Consider the following 15825-nt stretch of genomic DNA (forward strand, 5'->3'; position numbering starts at 1 on the left):
ATTTATCAACTTATTTAAATTTACGAATAAATAAAGAGAGTTTAAAAATCATTATATTGACAAAAAAAATAATATGAAAAAACAAATTACAATTTCGATCGTTCTACTATTCATTTCTATTACTTGTTTTGGACAATTAAAAGATATTGAGAAAATAATTTCAGGAGATTTTATTGCGATGAAAGAGAATAATGTGAAAACGATAAAATTGAAAGAAAAAGATAGTGTTCTAATTTCTATAGAAGTTTTTAATAAAGAAAATAGACTTATTTTAAATAGAAATGATTCAAGATTTTACGATTTTATTAATTATAGCTTTGATTTAAATGGGAATGTAAAAAGTATTTATGATGGGAAAAATACATTTAGTTTAAATTTTGATTCCAATAAAGTACTACAAAGAATTGAAAGAAATTTTCATGATGAAAATGAAACTATTTACCAAGCTACTTATAAGATTGATTCGACTAATTTGAGAAGTTTTCGAAATGATTTTGTGAGCATAAATAAAAAGACTTTGGAAACTAAAAAAAATAGTAGAAAGTTTGTTTTTTGCAAAAAAGACTCTCTTTTGAGCTACGATGAGAAATTATTTGAAGACCGTTTTGAAAGAAGATATTGGAATAAGACAGAGGTAAAAGGACAGGTTTTAAAGGATACAATAATTGTCGATTCTATTTCAAATGGAAAAAGTATTATCAAAAAATACATTAATTCAAGAAATAAATCTTTAGAAAGTATAAGTAATGGAAATAGAGGGGATTTAGAATCAAAAATTATCAAAGAAGAATATGGGAGTAAAATTTTTGAAGAATATTTTTATGATAATGGGAAGTTATCTAAAATGAAAGAATATTTTTATGAACCCTATTTTTCATCCATTTCTGATACTATTTCGAATGGGGATATTCTCTGGGAAATACGAACATTTGACTTTAAAACACAAAAAAATAAAAGTATATATCCATCAAAAAAGAATTTTAAAAAGAGAAAAGGAAAAATAATTGATAAACAGAAAGGTGTAAGTTTGTATACTTGTTCTATAAGAGGTTGTGGGACAAAAAAACATATATTCCCCGAAGTTATTGTATATAGTCCATCTATAATAAGTACTTCTAAATTAATGATAACGATTTATAGAAGAATAGATAATTATGTTTTTGGAGAAAAACTAAGATATTATAATTATTATACAAAAGACAAGTTAACTAAGAGATATAAGAAACTAAGTTTTTCAAATAATATGCATGAATTTATGAAAAGGGGATTAGATATGTTAAACCTTAGACATGATTATATTGTTGAAATTGTTACAAATGATAATCAGGTTTACTCAATTCCTCTAGATGATTTGTATGAAAAATTAAATATAAAGTTTGATATTTTTTCTTATCAAAATGACATATATTTTACAAGCCAGTTATGATCATGCTTGAAATGAATTTTGAATCAAAAAGTTAAATGAATTCTTATACAAGTTTTGAATATTAATAGATATTGATGTTGTTAAAGTAAAATAATTATTTTTGCATTTAATAAATAAAATTATTCTATAAATTATGAAAAAATTATTAGTCTTAATAGTAACATTTGTGTTATTTGTAAGCTGTAATAATGAAAAAAGTATTCCTGAAAATTTTGATTATGGTACTGTAGAGAACGGTTTATATACCAATAAGTTTTTTGAAATGACTATTCCATTTAACCCTAATTGGAATGTGCAAGATGCTGAAATGATGAGACAACTTCAAAAAGTGGGTACGGATATAATTACAGATGGAAATGAAAATTTTACAAAAGCTCATTTAAAAGCTGCTGAAGTAAATTCTGCAAATTTATTAATGGTTACGAGACATGAGATGGGAGCACCTGTTGATTATAATCCTTCTTTTATTGTTGTTGCTGAAAATTTAAAATCTTCTCCAGGGATTAAGATAGGAAAGGATTATTTATTTCATTTGAAGAAGAATTTAAGTTTAACTAAGCTTCCTTACCAATTTGAAAAAGAAGTTTATAAAAAGAGAATTGGAAACGAAGATTTTTATGTGCTTGAAGCTAAAATTGAAAACGAAAGCATAACTATGGGACAGATTTATTATTCATGTGTTAAAAATGGATTTAGTATTGGTTTTATTGCTTCTTATATGACAGAGGAGGATAAAAAAGATTTAGAGAAAATCGCCAATAGAGTTAAAATATAATTAAACTATAAAAGCTGCCAATAGGTAGCTTTTAATTTTTTAGATTAAATGCAAAATAAAATATTTATACTAGTATTAAGTAGCCTTTTTCTAAGCTGTTCAACTAGTTCGACAAAAATGGGAACTAAAGAAGAAATTAAAAATGTAGATGAAATTTCTAGAGATTCTCATATACATGATGAAATTCATGATAAAGAAAGTATTGATATTCAATTTAATACATTTTTGACTAAATTTTTTCAAACGAATGAATTTCAAAAGAGTAGGGTGGAGTTTCCTTTAAAAGCTACTATTTTGAATGAAGATTATGAAAAACAAAGTATTAAAATTAAAAGTGAAAATTACAGAATTTCCCAAGTTGAACTATCTGGAACTACAGATTATAAAGTGGAGGTTTTAGAAGAAGGTAGTTTAGGGAAAGTATCTCTTTTTGGAATTGATAATGGAATTTCAACGAGTTATACTTTTATTAAAAAAGATGGTAAATGGTACCTTAATGAATTATCTGATTTATCTACTTAATGAAATAAGAAATATAAATCTCAAAAAAAGAGTCAAAATCCACGAATTTTATCTTCAGATTGATTTTGACTCTTTTCAATTTTACTTCCTAAAATTATCAAGTGTATAAATTGGTTCTCCAAGTTCTTTCCAAGTTTGCTCTGCTCTAAATTCTTCTTTATAATTAGAAAAAAACGTTCCGATTTTTCCAGCCAAACGAGCATCCTTATTAAATAATCCAATAAACTTCAACATAGAAATTGGAGCTAGTTGCACTTTTAATTTTGGATTAAACGAATTTGCATAACGATGCAAAGCTTTTTCAAATGTCACAGCTTCTTTTCCTTGCATGATATAATCTTTTGTTTGATTATGATCCGAATTTACAACAGCGTTAGAAATCATTTTTCCTAAATCTTTACCTGCCAACCAATAAATTGGGTGTTTTATAGGTTTAAAAGCTTGTAAAGTATCGCCTTTTCTCATCGTAAATTCCATAACATCCATAATCCATGAACAATGAAAAAACGTGATTGGAATTCCTGAATTCTTTAATAATTCATATCCTTTTTTTCTGATTTTATTGATAAAAATATCTGCTCCTTGCGCAAATTCAGGAAATGGAGCTGTAACAGCAGAAACATGAAAAATTCTTGAAATATTATTTTCTTTAGCAACTGTAATCACATTTTTAATTCCATCAATTTCTGGTTGAAAACTTGCTTTTTCATTTTGTGTAGAAAGATTTAAAAATATAGTATCTACTCCAGAAATCAATTTTCTCAAACTCTCTATATTATTTAAATCACCCTTTAAAAGTTCAATTTCTTTCGGAAAATCAGGATTTTTTTCTACTTTTTCCATATTTCGAACAAGTGCTTTTATTTTAATTCCTTTTGCTAATAATTCTTTATAAGTAAAAGGAGCGAGGTTTCCTGTTACCCCTATAAATACTATTTTCTGTATCATTTTTTTAGTTTTAATTACTCAAATTTACTACATTTGATATATAAAGTATAGTATGTAATTATTAAATAGTACTATACTTTTGTATAGTAAAAACGATAAAGCCTTATGAATCCTAGTAATATTCCTGAATGTCCGGTTACAACAATTTTAGCATTAAAAGACTGTTTAGCAGTTTTAAGTGGGAAATGGAAAGTTCCAATTATCGGAACTTTATTGTTTGGAGCTAAAAGATTTAAAGATTTAGAAAATACCATCCAAAAAATAACTCCAAGGATGTTATCCAAAGAGTTGAAAGAGTTAGAAATGAATAATATTGTAAAAAGAATTGTACATGATACCAGACCAATTCTTATTGAATATGAATTAACGGAATCTGGATATGCTTTACAGCCAATTTTAGAAGCGATGGTGAAATGGGGAGAGGATCATCGAAAAGATTATTTAAAAGAAGTAAAAAAGGAATAAACTTAAAATCTTCTTTTTCCAAAACTTAGAAAATCAACCAGAGGAGTCGAACTCCAGTACCTTGACCAGATAGGCTTCATTGGTGCAAATTTTAAGCTAATAGGTCTTATTGGAGTTATTCCTTGAATTCCTTTAATTGGTTCTATTTTAACTCTGATTTTATCTTCACGATCTTGAACACCAACAACGTTACCTTTTTCATCATAAATTGCTCCTTCTTCATACCAACCCATGAATTTTCCATTGAATCCATAAATCAGATTATCATCACCATCTTCTTCTAAAAATGCAACTGGTGTTCCATTCCAAAGAAAAATAGTTACTTCCTCATCATAATCGATATAAGCTACAGGTTTGTCTTGTTTGTTGTAAAGTGTAATTTGTTGCGCACTCAATTGGATAAAAGAGAAAAGAAAAAGTAGAATCGTAATTGTTTTTGTTTTCATAGTTTTTAGTTTATTTCATTAAAATTTAAGTTTAGCAAGTTTTAATGTGTAAAAAAATTAAATCTTTCCATATTTTCTAAATGCAGTAATTGTTTGATAAATTCCATAACTAATAAATATTCTTGAAATCCATATAATTAAACTTACATCCCATTGTTTATTAAGTTCAGAATATTTTTCCAATTCTAATTTAGGAAAAGAACTAATAAATAAAATATAATTTTCAATAAGCGTATTTTGACTTAAATTTAGATTTAAATTATTTATATATAATGAAAAAAAAAGATAACCTATAGATAATGTAAAAAGAACACCTCTAAACCAACTGTTTCCATTATTATTGGAAATCCAATTTAGAAATAAAATTATAGAATCAAAACTTAATGATTTTATTATAACCATTTTTTTAAATTCTAAAGATTTGAATTTATTCATATGATCAATGTCTCCATTTGTTTTCGCTATAATTTTAAGTTGACTGTAAATATTTTTTAAATTTCTATTACTATATTTTTTACTCCCATAACCTTTAAGAGGATTTGAACTATATGACCTTATTTTTTTAGGATATTTATTTAGAATAAGACCTTTTAAATTACTATTAGAAATTATTATTTCTTCAAAGTAATTAATATCTTCATTAAAAAAATTCAAATTACCAACTATTGAATCTTGAATAACTAAATCATATTTTGAAATTAATTTTGTAAAAAGAATATCTCCTTTATTATGAAAACCTCTAATAATTAAATTTTCAATAATCATATCTTTAAAATACAAATTTCCCGTATTTATACCTGAAAATGTTATGTCAATGTAAATATTTTCAATTATTACATTACCTTGATTAAAACCGTCTAAACTAAAAGAAGTATAATTTTCATTTTTTTTATCACTATTTAAGCTAAATGCTTTTTCAAAGTTATTATTAGATAGGTTTAAATATTTAATCTCTTTGATATAGACACTAAAATCTTTTTCAAATTGACAAGAATGAATAGCTAAATCATCTATCAGTAAGTTTTTTGATTTCTTAGTTAAAACATCTATTCCATAAATTAAAATTAAGCCTTTGAAACTACTTTGATTAAATGAAATATTATCAAAATTCCCTTCATTAAAATCAATTCTATCGTTAAATGTAGATGAATGAAAATAAAGGTTTTGGTTTTTAATATTACCATTAAAGTTTAATTTATCATTAAAAAAACCATCAAACCATATAGAATTATATATACCTTCTGTAAAACAAATTTGAGAATAGTTTGAAGATGATTTAAACTTTAAATCCTCAACAATATTTTCATCATCATTGAATTCTATCTTTTGTTCCTCAAAAGAGTATTCATTGTTTACATCAATAAGTTTTATATTCCGAACGTTTATTTTTTTAAAGCTTAGATTATTATAAATACCGTTTAAATCAATATTAATTGCATTAACATAGTTAAAATTTGTATCTATAAAACATTTATTCTTATAAAGTGAGCAGTTTTTAAATTTACATATAGTAAAATAAATATTATTAAATTCGGAATCTGATAAAAAAAAGTCTTGATGAAATGTACAATTCAAAAATGAAATACTGTAGGCTTGAATATCTTCAAAAGCTACAACTTTTTTAAAAGTACAATTCTCAAAACTAATTTGTCCTTCTGTTTTAAAATTTGTTTCCTTTATATAATTTTCAAAAATTTGATCTTTATAAGTTAGTTTATCAGTTAAAGTAATAAAACTATTTTTTGAATTAATTGGTTTCTTTTTCATTTTTTATTTAAATACAATAGATGGTAAGGAAATAAAAATTAATTTTTATTTTTTTGAAGCAATTTTTTTAATTTAATAGAAACAAAAAAGCCGCTATATAAAGCGGCTTTCAAATATTATCTCATAATTGTTTGATTTCTGTCTGGACCAACCGAAACGATTTTGATTGGTACTCCAACTTCTTCTTCGATAAAAGCGATATAATCTTTTAAGTTCTTTGGAAGTGTTTCATCAGAAGTCATTTCTGTTAAATCTTCTGCCCATCCTGCAAATTCAGAATAGATTGGTGTTACATTTTGCTCCTCAACATTGTAAGGGAAATGCGTGATTTGCTCTCCTTTATAGTTGTAAGAAGTACAAACTTTGATCGTTTCGAAACCAGAAAGAACATCTGCTTTCATCATCATTAATTCTGTAACTCCATTTACTTGTACAGCATATTTTAAAGCAACTAAATCTAACCAACCACACCTTCTTGGTCTTCCAGTTGTTGCTCCAAACTCATGACCAACTTTTGCCATTCTTTCTCCGTCCGCATCAAATAATTCTGTAGGGAAAGGACCAGAACCAACTCTAGTTGTATAAGCTTTGAAAATACCTAAAACATCACCAATTTTGTTAGGAGCAATTCCTAAACCAGTACAAGCTCCAGCAGCTGTAGTGTTTGATGAAGTTACAAAAGGATAAGTTCCGAAATCGATATCTAATAAAGATCCTTGCGCTCCCTCTGCTAAGATTTTCTTATCATTTTTAACAGCGTTGTTTAAGTATTCTTCACTGTCAATAAAACGTAATTCTCTTAATTTCTCAACACCAGCTAAGAAATCTTCTTCTAATTCTTCTAAGTTATAATCTAACTGTACATCGAAGAACTCGATCATCTTAATGTGTTTTTCAACTAAAGAATCATAACGCTCTTTCCAGTCAGCTAATTCTAAATCTCCTACACGCATTCCGTTTCTACCAGTCTTATCCATATAAGTAGGACCAATTCCTTTTAATGTAGAACCGATTTTTGCTTTTCCTTTAGATGTTTCACTTGCAGCATCTAAAAGTTTGTGTGTTGGAAGAATTAAATGTGCTTTTCTAGAAATTAAAAGCTTTGATTTATAATCTACAGATAATTTATCTAAATTATCTAATTCTTTCTTGAAAATAATAGGGTCAATTACCACTCCGTTTCCTACAACATTCATAGCTGTTGGATGAAAAATTCCAGAAGGAATTGTGTGTAATACGTGTTTTTGTCCGTCAAAAATAAGCGTGTGACCAGCATTTGGTCCACCTTGGAATCTTGCAATAATGTCGTATTCTTTTGTAAGAACGTCAACAATTTTACCTTTTCCTTCATCTCCCCATTGTAGACCTAATAATAAATTAACTGCCATTTTTAATTGTGTTGTATGTGTTGTTGTTAACTAAGATTCAGTTTCGTTTTCGTCTTCTCTCGCTGTTGCATAAAAATACAATGAGTGTGAATGTATTTTTATGTTGAAAGTATCCTCAATAGTTTTTTTGATAGTTTGGATTCTTGGATCACAAAATTCCATTACTTCTCCAGAATCTGTCATGATTACGTGATCATGCTGTTTATCAAAAAAGCTTTTTTCAAAATGTGCCTGACTTTGCCCAAATTGGTGCTTTCTTACCAAACCACATTCTAGTAATAACTCAATAGTATTGTATAAAGTAGCTCTACTTACACGATAATTTTTATTTTTCATGTTGATGTAAAGCGATTCAATATCAAAGTGATCCTCTAAATCATAAATTTCCGAAAGGATTGCAAATCTTTCAGGAGTTTTACGGTGTTTATTTGTCTCTAAAAACTTTGTAAATACGTCTTTTACAACTTTTTGATTCTCGCTATTGTTATTAGTCATTTTCTCTGTTATATTTTTAAGCAACTACAAATTTAAACTTATTTTTTGAACTAAAGAATTATTTACTCTCGGATTAAATTTATTTATCCTTTTTTTATTAACAATGAAAATGATTTTTGAACTCCTTTAAACTTTTTTACCAAAACTAGGAGTTTTATCTGATGTTTATTGATGGTGAAGGAAAAAAATTTCAGCATAGCCTTAGCTATGGTTAAAATTTTTTACAAGCCAGTAATGAACATGCTTGAAACGAATTTTGAGTCAAAAAGTTTAGATGAGTTCTTTTAAAACAGATTGAATTTTAAAGAAATAGGAATCAATCAAAAACAAAAAACCACACCTTATAAGATGTGGTTTTAATAAATTTATTAGTAATTATTTAATTGATTCTACAACAAGCCGCATCATCCCAATCACCCAATATTTTAACTTCATCTTTATAAAAAAGAATCCCTATTCCATGTCCAGAGTCCCAATTACATTTACCTTTAAGTCCAAAATATTTATATCCATCTTTTTCTTCTTTATGAATATAAATTTTATCAATATAGAAATGTCTTGTTGCTAATTTATAATCTTCATATATCGGAATTCCATATTGTTTTTCTGCATCAAAAGCTTCGTAAATTTTGATTAATTTTTCATTTTTACATATATATTTACAAGCATTTTCTATAATTTGATCTATATTCTCAGAAATATATTTTACTGTTTTTAGAGAAATATTTGATGGATTTTTTTCAGATAAATCAATTGTAAATGAATCTCTAATATTTAGATCTAAACAATCATACCACTCAATACCTTCTAGATTTTCAGTTGAATTGTATTTTGATAAATCTAATTCAATATATAGGTCTTCGTCACTATCAAATTCAAGTTCTTCTACTTCAGATACTATTTCATCAATAAACTCTTTATAATAGTCAATTTTTACACTCATATTTCAATTTTTATAATTTCAAAGCAAAAATAAAGAACAACCACGCCAAACTATGTCAGTGTAATTGTTCTTTAATTTTTTTATATTTTCTTAATGATGATGATGTCCACCCATTTCTCCAGTACTTTGCATTAAAGCTCCTTTCACATAATAAGCTCCTTTTGTTACAATCGGAACATTAAAATTATCTCCTTCAATCGCTTTAATTTCTGTAAAATCCATCTGTACAACACCAACTTCCACTTTTGTTTTTACAAACGAATTTTTCTCTTTTTCGTTCACAACAAAAATGAACTTTTCTCCAGCTTCTTCAAAAATTGCAGCATTCGGAACAGTATAAACATTTTTAGCATCATTCGCATAAATAATCGCATCAATATACATTCCTGATTTCAATGTTTCTGTCGAATCTTCAAAATGTCCATGCACGTCTACAGTTCTAGATTGCTCATCCACTTTATTACTAATCAACTCAATTTCTCCAATATGAATTTCATCCGTTCCATTTGCCTTAAATTCAAACTTCGAACCTTTTCTTACCTTGAAAATATCCTTCCCAAAAACTTGTAATTCTGCATGCATATGATCTGTATCAATAATTTCATACATCATCTCATTTTGCGCAACATATTTCCCTTTGTTCACATAATTTTCTGTGATATATCCATCAATCGGAGATTTAACAAAAATCGTTTGTTGAATTCCATTTTTCTGAATCGATTCTGGATTCAATCCACTCAATTTCAAATTAGCTTCCAAACTTTGTAACATTGCATTCGAAGAATTATAAGTCGATTCTGCTTCTTGTAAATTCTTCAACGATATAATTTCTTGCTTATACAAATTCGATTTTCTATCAAAATTTTGCTTCGCCAACTTATAATCATTAAAAGCTTTCAAATATTGCTGTTGCAATTGTAAAAAACTCGGATGCGATAATTTCGCAACAATTTGCCCTTTTTTCACCACATCACCAGGAAGTAATTTCGCTTCTTCCACAAAAGCTTCTAAAGGTGCATAAACAGTTGCTTTACTCTGTGGTGGAACTTGAATTTCTCCTGTCACAACCAAAGATTCTTGCAAAGGTTTCAACTCAATTTTTCCAGTTTTTATCCCAGCAATCGCCAATTGTTTTTCTGTCAAATGCACTTCTTTTCCATTTCCTTCCTCATGCTCGTCTCCGTGCTCGTCATGATGTTCATCTCCGTGCGAATCGTGTTCGTCACCATGTTCGTCATGATCATCGTGCTTATCTTTATGTCCAGCTTCCTCATGTTTATCATGCGAATCTGCCTTAGTTTCCGAATTATTTCCACAAGAACCAAAAACAATTCCTAGTGCCAAAATCCAAATTATTTTTTTCATCTCTTTATATATTTTAATCTTTTGATTTCTATTTTTTTTAATCCCCTCCTTCAAAAGGAGGGGTGCCGAAGGCGGGGTGGTTACCACATTCCAACAACCATATTTTTAATTCCCCTCTCGAGAGGGGCTAGGGGTGTGTTTACTCATTTTTACACTCCATAAAATTTAATCGAACGTTTTTATTTGAACATTTTCGAAGGGCGTTCCCTTCGGTCGGGCTTTCCGCTATATCTTTTTTGCAAACCAACTTTATGAAGAAAGCAAAAAAGGATGTCGCTGCAATCCCTAACGCAAAAACTACTGCTCAAAATCAATTTCCGTTTCTTCCTTAAGTTATTACTAAAGAATCAAGGTCTCTGAGCGTAGTCGAAGAGTTATTCCACATAAAACGAATATGCAATAACCGTTTGATTATAATTATTAACAACATCCAAATAATTCAACATAATCTGCGAATACGTTGTAAAACTCTGTAAAAACTCAAAAGCATCAATTTCTCCTTCTTTATATGCTGTTTGAATTTTTGATTTAAAACGTTCTGATTTCTCCACAATATTCGGATCAATCACATCCAATTCTTGTTTCATATACAATAATTGTTGCTTCAACTGATCCAATTGATTTTCTAAAGAATTTTTAGCAGCAGAAGTTTCTGTCTGAATCTGATTTCTTCGAATTTTTTGTTGTTTTACTTTCGCACTCTTCGACCAAAAATCTAAAGGAATATTCAAGCCAACAACATAACCATTATAAGCTCCAATAGATGTATTTTCACGATTTACAAAAGCAGCAACAAACTGCGGACTATAAAGTGATTTTGTAGCTTTCACTTCTTTTTCAGCAACTGTATTTTGCGCTGCTAAAAGATTTTGAAATTCAGCATCCAAACTTTTGTTTACATCAGGAAAATCAAAACGTTGAAAACTATCTTGCATTTTTGGTTTTATTGAATAATCAATCACCAAAAGATTTTTAAGTTCAGTTTCTACTTTTCTTAATTCATTATAAATATCCAAACGTTGCGCTTGATAATTCACCGATTGCAGTAAAGAAAGATCTCTTTCCAAACCTCCAATTTCTCCTTCATCAAAAAACGTATTTGAAATGTTTTTCACTTTATTTACTACAGTAATTTGCGAATCGATCAATTCTAATTTCTTATATAAATTCGCCCAGTTTTGATATAAAGCACTCACATTTCTCTTGATTTCTTTCGTTTTTATCAAAAGATTTTTTTCTTCAAAAGAAAGTTGTGCTTTCGCCACTTTTCTATTTTGAATTTGTGTGATAATTGAACCAAAATTCTGACGAATCATAAGCTCATTCACATCAATATTTTCATCTACACCAACGCTTCGATATTCTACTTCTGTTGGTTCAAAACTAATTGCAGCAGTTTTGGAAGCACTTGCAATATTTACATTTGCAATAGCATTTTTGATTTCTACCGAATTTTTAATTGCCAAATCAATAGCTTCTTCCTTAGAAAATTCTTGAGAAACTTGCTGCGCATTCATAAAAGAAGTCGCTCCAACTAAAAATAAAATAGTCATTGCAGCTTTTCCTTTCGATTTTATTTTAAACATTTTCGATTCCATTAATTGATATAAAGCAGGTAAAATTAAAAGTGTCAAAATAGTTGCTGTAATCAATCCTCCGATAACTACAGTTGCCAATGGTTTTTGAACTTCCGCTCCAGCAGATGTAGAAATTGCCATTGGTAAAAATCCTAGAGAAGCCACAGCAGCAGTTAAGATTACAGGACGTAAACGAACCAAAGCTCCTTCTTCTATAATTTGACGAATTGTCCAATCTGGGTGCTCTTTTCTCAGAGAATTAAAATAACTAATTAATACAATTCCATTTAACACGGCAACACCAAAAAGTGCAATAAATCCAATTCCAGCAGAAATACTGAAAGGCATATCACGAAGATAAAGTGCAGCAACACCACCAATCGCAGAAAGCGGAACAGCAGTGAAAATCAATAAAGCATATTTTACTGAACCAAAAGTGATATAAAGCAAGAAAATAATCAGTAAAAGTGCTACAGGGACCGCAATTGATAATCTGTCTTTTGCTTTGTTTAAATTCTCAAATTGTCCACCATATTTTAAATAATAACCAGGAGCTAAGTTTAATTTTTCATCCAAAACTTCTTGAATTTCTGTAACTAAACTTTCCACATCACGATTACGAACATTTACACCAATTGTAACTCTTCGTTGTGCATTTTCTCTAGAAATCTGATTTGGTCCATCTTCATAAGAAACGGAAGCAACTTCACTAATTGGAATTGAAGCTCCTGTGCTTGATTTTAAAAATAATCTTTCTAAAACCACATCTTTTTTATTTTGCTCATCCAAACGAACTACTAAATCAAATTTTCTTTCATTCTCAAAAATGGTACTTGCAGTTTCTCCAGCATAAGCCGCTTTGATAATCATATTTACATCCGCAATCGAAATTCCATATCGAGCTAATTTGTTTCTATCATATTTAATCAGAAGTTGCGGTAAACCTTTTGTTTGCTCTACAGATAAATCTCCAACTCCTTGGATTTTTCCAATTAATCCTGGGATTTCACTTGCTTTCTTTGCTAAAACATCATTGTTTTCTCCAAAAAGTTTAATTGCAATATCTGCTTTCGAACCACTAATCAACTCATTAAAACGAAGTTGAATTGGTTGTGTCACTTCAATAGCTAAACCAACAATAGATTCTAATTCTTCCTTCATTAAATGTGCTAATTCTTCACGATCAGAAGCAGAAGTCCACTCACTTTTTGGTTTCATCACCAACATAATATCGAAATTTTCAATTCCCATTGGATCTGTTGGAATTTCTGGAGCTCCAATTTTTGAAACAACATGCTTTACTTCTGGGAATTTACTTAGAATTAATTTTTCAATTTTATCCGTATATTTAATACTTTCAGAAAGCGAACTTCCAGGTTGAATACTTGCTTGAAGTGCCATATCACCTTCTTCTAATGTTGGAATAAATTCTCCACCCATTCGATTAAAACCAATTACAGCAACAATAAAAATTCCAATTACAACAGCAACAGCTTTTTTACTGTGATTTAAAACAAATTTCAGTGCTGGGAAGTAGATTTTTTTACAAACATTAATGATTTTATCAGCTAAAGTTTCTTTGATTACAATATTCTTTTTCAAGAATAAAGCACTCATCATCGGAACATAAGTTAAAGAAAGAATTAAAGCTCCAAGAATTGCAAAACTTACGGTTTGCGCCATTGGACCAAACATTTTTCCTTCGATTCCAACTAAGGCAAGAATTGGTAAATACACAATCAAAATGATAATTTCACCAAAAGCAGCCGATTTACGAATTTTTGAAGAAGAATTGAAAACCGTTTCATCCATTTCAGATTGTGTAAGTTTTCTGTTTTTTCCTAAATATAGTTTATGTAAAATAGCTTCTACCACAATAATAGAACCATCGACAACCAAACCAAAATCAATCGCTCCAAGAGACATTAGGTTTGCAGAAACTCCGAAAATATTCATCAAAGTAATTGCAAAAAGTAATGAAAGCGGAATTACAGAAGCAACAATAATTCCCGCACGAAGATTTCCTAAAAGAAGAACAAGAACGAAAATTACAATTAAACCTCCTTCAATTAAATTGGTAGAAACTGTAGAAATTGCTCTATCTACCAAAGAAGAACGATCCAAATAAGGATAAATATGAACTCCTTCTGGAAGAGATTTTTTTACAGTTTCGATTTTTTCTTTTACATTTTCAATCACTTTTGCAGAATTTTCACCTTTAAACATTAAAGTAATTCCACCAACAACTTCTCCTTTTCCGTCCATCGTCATAGCTCCAAAACGAGGCGCACTTCCAATCTGAACTTTCGCTACATCTTGAACTAAAATTGGTTGTTCGTTTTTATTTGTGATTACAATTTTTTCAATATCTCGCATATTATCAACCAAACCTAAAGCTCGGATGTAATAAGCATTGTTTTGTTTTTCAATATAACTTCCACCAGTATTTTGATTATTCTTTCCTAAAGCGTCAAAAACATCTGTGATTGTGATATCATAATTTCTTAGAGAACTCGGATTTACAGCAACTTCATATTGCTTTAATTTTCCACCAAATGTAGAAATCTCAATGATTCCTTTGGTTCCAGCAAGCTGGCGTTTTACAATCCAATCTTGGTAAGTTCTTAAATCTGTAAGCGAATATTTATCCGCATGTTCTTCATCAACAGTCAAAACATATTGATAAATTTCACCTAAACCAGTAGTAATTGGCATCATGGTAGGTTTTCCGAATTCACTCGGAATTTCTTCTTCCGCTTCTTTAATCTGTTCTGCAACAAATTGTCGCGCTTTCAGAATGTCTACATGATCTTTAAAAACAACCGTAACAACAGACAAGCCATAACGAGAAATTGAACGAATTTCTTCCGTTTCTGGAATATTTGCCATCGCAATTTCCACAGGATATGTGATAAATTGCTCCACTTCTTGAGGTGCAAGGGAAGTAGAAGTTGTTACAATTTGAACCTGATTATTTGTGATGTCAGGAACAGCATCAATAGGAATTTGTTTGATAGAATAAATTCCGACAGCAATTAGGGCAAAAGTAAGCAGCCCAATAATTAGCTTATTTTGTATAGAAAATTTGATGATTTTATTAAACATATCAAATTTATTAAGTTAATAAACAACGTGTTGATTCCTTTTTCATTATTTCGAAAAAAGACATATGTATCCCTGGGTTTAATTAACTTAAGCTATTGGAGGCTGGTCTATTTCTGTAGTGAAAATAAAAACTTGTGAAGTGAGTTCTGGAAAATTATTTGAAATAGAAATAATTGGATTGATAAAATCCGCAATCTCCATATTCTGATATGAAACTACAATTCCACAACATTCGCAAACACAAATTGGAGAACAATTATCTCCATCATGATTATCATGTTGGTGTTTTTTTTCTACGTGGGTAATTTCATTTTGTGAAGTATGAATATCAGCACTGTCTTGACATTCATAAGTTGTCAAGGCAAACATATATAAACTTAATATGATAGCTAATACTTTATTCATAAAGAGGAATAATTTCCGTCTGCAAAGTTAGGGAAATATTTTGAGAATGTAGACGGTCTTTATTTTTTAAAGTAGAAAAGAGAATTAGGTTTAAATTTTTGTTTGAATTTAATGTAATAAGAAGTAAATATTAGCTTGAAAAAGTAAAGATGTTAAAAATATGAATTTAAACTTAGGTTTAAAGTTAAAAAATAAATA

13 protein-coding genes are annotated in these 15825 nt (G+C 28.8%); 4 read left to right on the forward strand and 9 right to left on the reverse strand.

The annotated features are described in order from the left end of the window. Positions 1–73 precede the first annotated feature (73 nt). The 3 genes from I0K12_RS13845 (at position 74) to I0K12_RS13855 (ending at position 2723) form a co-directional block, all read left to right on the forward strand. Positions 74–1426 carry a hypothetical protein gene (locus I0K12_RS13845; RefSeq protein ID WP_196888725.1) on the forward strand — a complete coding sequence of 451 codons (1353 nt, stop codon included), beginning with the start codon at positions 74–76 and terminating at the stop codon, positions 1424–1426. A gap of 133 nt (positions 1427–1559) precedes the next feature. After that, entirely contained in the window at positions 1560–2201 is a 642-nt protein-coding gene (locus I0K12_RS13850; protein ID WP_196888726.1) for a hypothetical protein, read from the forward strand. 117 nt (positions 2202–2318) lie between these two features. Next, positions 2319–2723, forward strand: a complete 405-nt coding sequence (locus I0K12_RS13855) for a hypothetical protein (RefSeq protein ID WP_196888727.1) — start codon at positions 2319–2321, stop codon at positions 2721–2723. 81 nt (positions 2724–2804) lie between these two features. Here I0K12_RS13855 and I0K12_RS13860 read toward each other — a convergent pair whose 3' ends face one another. Next, on the reverse strand, positions 2805–3671 hold the full coding sequence (locus I0K12_RS13860; protein ID WP_196888728.1) for an SDR family oxidoreductase: 867 nt from the start codon (positions 3669–3671) through the stop codon (positions 2805–2807). A 105-nt stretch (positions 3672–3776) separates the two neighbouring features. On the opposite strand from I0K12_RS13860, the gene I0K12_RS13865 reads away from it, so the two are divergent. Continuing rightward, the gene (locus I0K12_RS13865) at positions 3777–4136 is read left to right on the forward strand and encodes a winged helix-turn-helix transcriptional regulator (protein WP_196888729.1); all 360 of its coding nucleotides are present in this window, start codon (positions 3777–3779) and stop codon (positions 4134–4136) included. Between the two features lie 2 nt (positions 4137–4138). Here the strand turns inward: I0K12_RS13865 and I0K12_RS13870 are convergent, their stop codons facing one another. From I0K12_RS13870 to I0K12_RS13905, 8 genes are all read right to left on the reverse strand, one after another. Beyond that, a complete protein-coding gene (locus I0K12_RS13870) occupies positions 4139–4582 on the reverse strand; it encodes a 4-fold beta flower protein (protein WP_196888730.1) in 444 nt (147 codons plus the stop codon). Between the two features lie 57 nt (positions 4583–4639). After that, entirely contained in the window at positions 4640–6349 is a 1710-nt protein-coding gene (locus I0K12_RS13875; protein ID WP_196888731.1) for a hypothetical protein, read from the reverse strand. 116 nt (positions 6350–6465) lie between these two features. Beyond that, positions 6466–7737 carry an adenylosuccinate synthase gene (locus I0K12_RS13880; protein WP_196888732.1) on the reverse strand — a complete coding sequence of 424 codons (1272 nt, stop codon included), beginning with the start codon at positions 7735–7737 and terminating at the stop codon, positions 6466–6468. A gap of 30 nt (positions 7738–7767) precedes the next feature. After that, positions 7768–8232 carry a Fur family transcriptional regulator gene (locus I0K12_RS13885; protein ID WP_196888733.1) on the reverse strand — a complete coding sequence of 155 codons (465 nt, stop codon included), beginning with the start codon at positions 8230–8232 and terminating at the stop codon, positions 7768–7770. Positions 8233–8611: 379 nt separating this feature from the next. Then, entirely contained in the window at positions 8612–9175 is a 564-nt protein-coding gene (locus I0K12_RS13890; protein ID WP_196888734.1) for a DUF6985 domain-containing protein, read from the reverse strand. Between the two features lie 90 nt (positions 9176–9265). After that, positions 9266–10540 carry an efflux RND transporter periplasmic adaptor subunit gene (locus tag I0K12_RS13895; RefSeq protein ID WP_196888735.1) on the reverse strand — a complete coding sequence of 425 codons (1275 nt, stop codon included), beginning with the start codon at positions 10538–10540 and terminating at the stop codon, positions 9266–9268. Positions 10541–10914: 374 nt separating this feature from the next. Beyond that, positions 10915–15222, reverse strand: a complete 4308-nt coding sequence (locus I0K12_RS13900) for a CusA/CzcA family heavy metal efflux RND transporter (RefSeq protein ID WP_196888736.1) — start codon at positions 15220–15222, stop codon at positions 10915–10917. 87 nt (positions 15223–15309) lie between these two features. After that, positions 15310–15627: a DUF6660 family protein gene (locus I0K12_RS13905; protein ID WP_196888737.1), complete on the reverse strand. Its 318-nt coding sequence runs from the start codon at positions 15625–15627 to the stop codon at positions 15310–15312. Positions 15628–15825: the final 198 nt, after the last annotated feature.

Source organism: Aureivirga sp. CE67, from assembly GCF_015767245.1.
GTDB lineage: Bacteria > Bacteroidota > Bacteroidia > Flavobacteriales > Flavobacteriaceae > Aureivirga.

Coding starts and splice junctions, on each gene's coding strand:
- I0K12_RS13855 (WP_196888727.1), top strand. CDS start 2,319: ATGGGAACTAAAGAAGAAATTAAAAATGTAGATGAAATTTCTAGAGAT.
- I0K12_RS13860 (WP_196888728.1), bottom strand. CDS start 3,671: ATGATACAGAAAATAGTATTTATAGGGGTAACAGGAAACCTCGCTCCT.
- I0K12_RS13875 (WP_196888731.1), bottom strand. CDS start 6,349: ATGAAAAAGAAACCAATTAATTCAAAAAATAGTTTTATTACTTTAACT.
- I0K12_RS13870 (WP_196888730.1), bottom strand. CDS start 4,582: ATGAAAACAAAAACAATTACGATTCTACTTTTTCTTTTCTCTTTTATC.
- I0K12_RS13885 (WP_196888733.1), bottom strand. CDS start 8,232: ATGACTAATAACAATAGCGAGAATCAAAAAGTTGTAAAAGACGTATTT.
- I0K12_RS13895 (WP_196888735.1), bottom strand. CDS start 10,540: ATGAAAAAAATAATTTGGATTTTGGCACTAGGAATTGTTTTTGGTTCT.
- I0K12_RS13850 (WP_196888726.1), top strand. CDS start 1,560: ATGAAAAAATTATTAGTCTTAATAGTAACATTTGTGTTATTTGTAAGC.
- I0K12_RS13905 (WP_196888737.1), bottom strand. CDS start 15,627: ATGAATAAAGTATTAGCTATCATATTAAGTTTATATATGTTTGCCTTG.
- I0K12_RS13890 (WP_196888734.1), bottom strand. CDS start 9,175: ATGAGTGTAAAAATTGACTATTATAAAGAGTTTATTGATGAAATAGTA.
- I0K12_RS13845 (WP_196888725.1), top strand. CDS start 74: ATGAAAAAACAAATTACAATTTCGATCGTTCTACTATTCATTTCTATT.
- I0K12_RS13900 (WP_196888736.1), bottom strand. CDS start 15,222: ATGTTTAATAAAATCATCAAATTTTCTATACAAAATAAGCTAATTATT.
- I0K12_RS13865 (WP_196888729.1), top strand. CDS start 3,777: ATGAATCCTAGTAATATTCCTGAATGTCCGGTTACAACAATTTTAGCA.
- I0K12_RS13880 (WP_196888732.1), bottom strand. CDS start 7,737: ATGGCAGTTAATTTATTATTAGGTCTACAATGGGGAGATGAAGGAAAA.